The sequence below is a fragment of the Mitsuaria sp. TWR114 genome, from assembly GCF_007997345.1.
The window spans coordinates 1-5,038 of sequence record NZ_VOSR01000406.1 but is presented as its reverse complement, the minus strand read 5'-3'; the positions used below and the strand labels follow the sequence as shown (position 1 = coordinate 5,038).

Sequence of the window (5,038 nt, the reverse complement as noted above, 5' to 3'; positions counted from 1 at the left end):
CGTCGCCGGCGCGGCCAGGAAGGCCTTCACCAGCGGCACCAGGCGCGCCGCGATCTCCGCGGCCTCGGCGCTGGACAGGATCAGCGGCGGCACCAGGCGGATGACCTTGTCGGCCGTCACGCTCAGCAGCAGGCCCGCGTCCATGGCCTGCGTCAGCAGCACGCCACAGGGGCGGTCCAGCTCGATGCCCAGCATCAGGCCCTGGCCGCGCACCTCGACGACGCCGGGCAGGCCCGCCAGGCCATGCTCGATCGCCGCCTTCAGCTCGGCGCCGACGGTCGCGGCGTTGGCCAGCAGGCCGTCGGCCTCCATCACCGCCAGCGTCTCGACGCCGGCCCGCATCGCCAGCGGATTGCCGCCGAAGGTGGTGCCGTGGTTGCCCGGTCCGAAGACCTTGGCGGCCTTGTCGCCGCACACCACCGCGCCGATCGGCACGCCCGAGCCCAGGCCCTTGGCCAGCGGCATCACGTCCGGCACGATGCCGGCCCACTGGTGCGCGAACCATTTGCCGGTGCGGCCGATGCCGCACTGCACCTCGTCCAGCATCAGCAGCAGGTCGTGCTCGTCGCAGAGCTTGCGCAGGTCCTTCAGGAAGTCGACGCGCGCGGCGTTGATGCCGCCTTCGCCCTGGATGGTCTCCAGGAAGATCGCGGTCACGCCGGGATGGGCGGCGAGCGCCTGGCGCAGTGCCTCGATGTCGTTCAGCGGCACGCGGACGAAGCCCGGCACCAGCGGGCCGAAGCCGGCCTGGACCTTGGGATTGCCGGTCGCGGACAGCGTCGCGATCGAGCGGCCATGGAAGGCCTTCTCGAACACGATCACCTCGGGATTGGCGTTGCCGCGGTCATGGCCGTACTTGCGCGCGATCTTCAGCGCCGCCTCGTTGGCCTCCAGGCCCGAGTTGCAGAAGAACACGTTGGTCAGGCCCGACAGCGCGCAGAGCCTGGCCGCGAGCTGCTCCTGCAGCGGGACGTGGTAGTAGTTGCTGGTGTGGATCAGCTTGCCCACCTGGTCCCGCAGCGCCGCCACCAGCCTCGGATGGTTGTGTCCGAGCGTGTTGACGGCGATCCCGCCCAGGCCGTCCAGGTATCGTCGGCCGGCCGTGTCCCACACCCAGGCGCCTTCGCCGTGCGACAGGGCGATCGGCAGGCGGCCGTAGGTTTGCATCACATGGGGTTCGGTCGGGGCGGCGAACGAGGAGTCCGGGGCGTTCATCAAGTCTCCAGGAAGTAGGAGGGGCAGGGGAAAGCGGCCGATTCTACGGGTCGACCCTGGCGGGTGAGGAGATTCCTCCTGGACAGCGTCGGCAGGCCGGCTGACCAATGGGCGAGCAGAAGGCCATGTGTGCTGCGGCGCAACACATCCGAGGCACAATAGCGGTTTTGCCTGCCGCGGTTGACCCTCGTCAAAGGAGTGCCGCAGCCGCCGCGGGCCGGGACGCAGACCGAGTAGCCAATGACTGAGCAGCCCAAGCCGCGAGAAGTGTTCATCCAGGGGATCACCACGGATGGTCGCACCTTCCGCCCGAGCGACTGGGCCGAACGTCTGGCAGGCGCCATGTCCTGCTTTCGGCCCGGCGGCACCCGCAGCGGCCGCGACGCCTACCTCGGTTATTCCCCCTACTGCGTGCCGCGCGTCGTCAACGGCGTGAAGTGCGTGATCGTCAACGAGGCGCTGAAGTCCGTCGAGCCGATGGCCTGGGACTTCGTCATGAACTTCGCCCGCGACAACAAGCTGCAGGTCGTCGACGCCTGCCTGCTGCCCGACGGGCGCGAGTCCGGCAAGGCCTGAGCGACGGCCCCTCCCCACGGAGGGTGAAGGCCCGGCCCGATCGGGCCATCGCCGGCGCGCCGCTCCTCGCCTACGCTGCCGGGTTCCCCGCGACCCTTAACCCGAGCGCCCGGACATGGCCGTCCTTCCCACCGACGCGGCCCCGCGGGCCGCGGCCGCCCTGCCGGAACTGCAGGAGTTGCTGCGCCTGATCGATCAGGGGGGATCGATGCTGCAGGCCCGCGAGTTGGCGAGCGTCGCCACCTCCGCCGGCGCGCTGCCGGTGATCGGCGTGACCCTGGGCAATCCCGATCCGTCGGTTCCTGCGCTCGGGTTCATCGGCGGCGTCCATGGGCTGGAGCGCATCGGCGCGCAGGTGGTGCTGGCCTACCTCGGCAGCCTGGTGCGGCGGCTGCGCTGGGATCTGAGCCTGCATCAGCAGCTCGAGTCGCTGCGGCTGGTGTTCCTGCCCGTGGTCAATCCGGGCGGCGTCCAGGCCGGCACGCGCGCGAACCCGCGAGGCGTGGACCTGATGCGCAACGCGCCCCAGGATGCCGACCGCGGCGTGCCCTTCCTGATCGGCGGGCATCGCCTGACCCGGCAGCTGCCGTACTTCCGTGGCCCGGGCGGTGGGCCGATGGAGGTGGAGAGCGAGGCCCTGTGCCGCTTCGTCCGCGAGGAGCTGCTGGGGCGACCGGTCGCGGTGTCCATCGACTTCCACAGCGGCTTCGGCCTGCGCGACCGCATCTGGTTCCCGTACGCGCGCACGCGCCGGCCGATGCGCCACCTCGCGGAGATCCATGCGCTGTGCGAGGTGCTCGATCAATGCCTGTCCCCGCATCCCTACGTGATGGAGCCGCAGAGCCGGCATTACCTGACCCATGGCGACCTGTGGGACCACCTGTACGACGAGGCGCTCTCCCTTGATCGAGGGATCTTTCTGCCGATGACGCTCGAAATGGGGTCATGGCTGTGGGTCAAGAAAAATCCGCGCCAGCTACTCTCCCGGCACGGCATGTTCAACCCGCTGATCGAACATCGACAGCAACGGGTCCTGCGCCGGCACATGGCTTGGATGGATTTCATGACTCGCGCGACGCAGAGCGCGTTCCGGTGGCTGCCGGGGCCGGACACACGAATCGATCACGGGGAGCAGGCGTTGATCCGCTGGTATCGGAGGACGGTCCGATGAGCATGCACACCTGGGTGCTGCTGCGTGGCCTGACACGCGAGAGCGGCCATTGGGGCGACTTTCCGGCGCGCCTGCAGCGGGCGTTGCTGGTGCAGCAGCCCGATGCGCGACTGGAGTTGCTGGACCTGCCCGGCAATGGCGACAAGCACCGGCAGAGCAGTCCCACCCATGTGGACGCCATGATGGAGGCCTGCCGCGCGGAACTGCGCCGGCGCGGCGTGCCGCCGCCGTACCAGGTGCTGGCGATGTCGCTGGGCGCGATGGTCGCCAGCGAGTGGGCGGCGCGGCATCCGGGCGAGCTCGACGGCGTCGTGCTGATCAACACCAGCCTGAGGCCGTTCAGCGCCTTCTTCAGGCGGCTGCGGCCGTCGAACTACTGGTCCTTGCTGATGCTGAGCCTGACGCGGCTGAGCCTGCGCCGGCGCGAGGCCAAGGTGCTGCAGATGACGACGCGGCTGCAGCGCCAGCCCGACCAGGTGATTGATGACTGGGTCTCCATCCAGCGACGGCGCCCGGTGCGCCGTCGCAACGCGCTGCGCCAGCTGCTGGCGGCAGCGCGCTACAGAGCCAGCCTGGCCAAGCCCGAGCCGCCGATGCTGCTGCTGTGCAGCCAGGGTGATTCGCTGGTGGACTGGCGCTGCTCGCAGGCCATCAGCCGCGCCTGGGGGGCGCCGCTGCGGCTGCACAAGCACGCCGGCCACGACCTGCCGTTGGATGACGGAGACTGGGTGGCGCGCAACGTCGTGGACTGGCTCCACGTGCGCGAGGTGGTCGGCCAGATCACCACCCCCATGCCGCTTTGATGCGGGAACGAAAAAGCCCGCCGAAGGCGGGCTTTGTTCGTGCACCAGAGCTGGAACTTGGTTATCAGGCGGCCAGCGCCTTGATCTTGGCGGACAGGCGGCTCTTGTGACGAGCAGCCTTGTTCTTGTGGAAGATGCCCTTGTCGGCGACCGAATCGATCACGGGCTGGGCGGTCTTGAACAGGTCGGCGGCCTTGGCCTTGTCGCCAGTGACGATCGCCTTTTGCACGTTCTTGATGACCGTGCGGAACTTCGAACGCAGCGCCGAGTTGGCGGCGTTCAGCTTGACGTCTTGACGTGCGCGCTTGCGGCCCGAGGCCAGACGCACGGTTTTCTTCTTGGCTTTGGAAGAGCTTGCCATTGTCTTATGGGTCCAGTTGGTGCAAAGACGGCGAGTATAGCAGCCAGGAATGGAAAAACCAAATCCGCGGCATTGCGGCTGAGCGGGACACCCATAATGCGCGGTCGCCCGCCGGGCACCCCCGCGCCTTTGCGCTCCGCCGCGCCGTTCCCCGCATGAATCTGCTCCGCACCGCCTCCGTCGTCTCGATCTTCACGCTGTTGTCCCGCATCACCGGGCTGGTTCGCGAGCAGATGGTGGCTGGCCTGTTCGGCGCGAACGCGATGACCGACGCCTACAACGTCGCCTTTCGCATTCCCAACATGCTGCGGCGACTGTTCGCCGAAGGCGCGTTCTCGCAGGCCTTCGTGCCGGCGCTGGCCGCGGCCCGCGCCAGGGACGGCGATGACGCCACCCGGCACCTGATCGACGCCGTCGCGACGGTGCTGCTGTGGGCGCTGCTGGTGACCTGCATGCTGGGCGTGGTCGGCGCGCCGGTGCTGGTGTGGGCGCTCGGCGCGGGACTGTCCGCGCCCGCCCACGAGGCGGCCGTCGTGATGACGCGCTGGATGTTCCCCTACATCGGCTTCATGTCGCTGGTGGCGCTGTCGGCAGGCATCCTGAACACATGGAAGCGCTTCGTCGTGCCCGCGGTGACGCCGGTGCTGCTGAACCTGGCCTCGCTCGCCTGCGGCTACGGGCTGGCGCCGGTGCTGGAGCGCCATGGCTACGCGCCGATCTATTCGCTGGCGGTGGGCGTGATGGTGGGCGGCCTGCTGCAGCTCGCGCTGCAGGTGCCGGCGCTGGCGAAGATCGGACTGATGCCGCGTTTCGCGCTGGGCCTGTCCGGCCTGCGCCGCGCCGCCGCGGACGAGGGCGTGCGCCAGGTCTTGCGCAAGATGGGGCCGGCGCTGCTGGGCGTCGGCGTGGCGC

The 5,038-nt window shown here is 69.3% G+C and carries 6 protein-coding genes; 4 read left to right on the top strand and 2 right to left on the bottom strand.

Annotation, left to right across the window (positions count from 1 at the left end; genetic code table 11):
* Nucleotides 1-1,215 (bottom strand): aspartate aminotransferase family protein (locus FUT87_RS15285; protein WP_147241562.1); only part of this gene is annotated, 1,215 nt, incomplete at its 3' end.
* A 240-nt stretch (nucleotides 1,216-1,455) separates the two neighbouring features.
* Here FUT87_RS15285 and FUT87_RS15280 point away from each other — a divergent pair.
* From FUT87_RS15280 to FUT87_RS15270, 3 genes are all read left to right on the top strand, one after another.
* Nucleotides 1,456-1,791 carry a DUF3579 domain-containing protein gene (locus FUT87_RS15280; protein WP_091723465.1) on the top strand — a complete coding sequence of 112 codons (336 nt, stop codon included), beginning with the start codon at nucleotides 1,456-1,458 and terminating at the stop codon, nucleotides 1,789-1,791.
* A gap of 115 nt (nucleotides 1,792-1,906) precedes the next feature.
* Nucleotides 1,907-2,962, top strand: coding sequence for a M14 family zinc carboxypeptidase (locus tag FUT87_RS15275; RefSeq protein ID WP_147241561.1), 1,056 nt, complete (start codon nucleotides 1,907-1,909; stop codon nucleotides 2,960-2,962).
* Entirely contained in the window at nucleotides 2,959-3,765 is an 807-nt protein-coding gene (locus FUT87_RS15270) for an alpha/beta fold hydrolase (RefSeq protein ID WP_310732145.1), read from the top strand. The genes FUT87_RS15275 and FUT87_RS15270 overlap by 4 nt, the downstream gene beginning before the upstream one ends.
* A 64-nt stretch (nucleotides 3,766-3,829) precedes the next feature.
* Here the strand turns inward: FUT87_RS15270 and rpsT are convergent, their stop codons facing one another.
* Nucleotides 3,830-4,126 carry a 30S ribosomal protein S20 gene (rpsT, locus tag FUT87_RS15265; protein WP_067066702.1) on the bottom strand — a complete coding sequence of 99 codons (297 nt, stop codon included), beginning with the start codon at nucleotides 4,124-4,126 and terminating at the stop codon, nucleotides 3,830-3,832.
* 155 nt (nucleotides 4,127-4,281) lie between these two features.
* Here rpsT and murJ point away from each other — a divergent pair.
* Nucleotides 4,282-5,038: murein biosynthesis integral membrane protein MurJ (gene murJ, locus FUT87_RS15260; RefSeq protein ID WP_310735217.1), on the top strand; the 757-nt coding region annotated here is incomplete at its 3' end.

Excerpts from the sequence above, each read along its gene's own strand:
- FUT87_RS15280 (WP_091723465.1), top strand. The coding sequence starts at position 1,456 with ATGACTGAGCAGCCCAAGCCGCGAGAAGTGTTCATCCAGGGGATCACC.
- FUT87_RS15275 (WP_147241561.1), top strand. The coding sequence starts at position 1,907 with ATGGCCGTCCTTCCCACCGACGCGGCCCCGCGGGCCGCGGCCGCCCTG.
- FUT87_RS15270 (WP_310732145.1), top strand. The coding sequence starts at position 2,959 with ATGAGCATGCACACCTGGGTGCTGCTGCGTGGCCTGACACGCGAGAGC.
- rpsT (WP_067066702.1), bottom strand. The coding sequence starts at position 4,126 with ATGGCAAGCTCTTCCAAAGCCAAGAAGAAAACCGTGCGTCTGGCCTCG.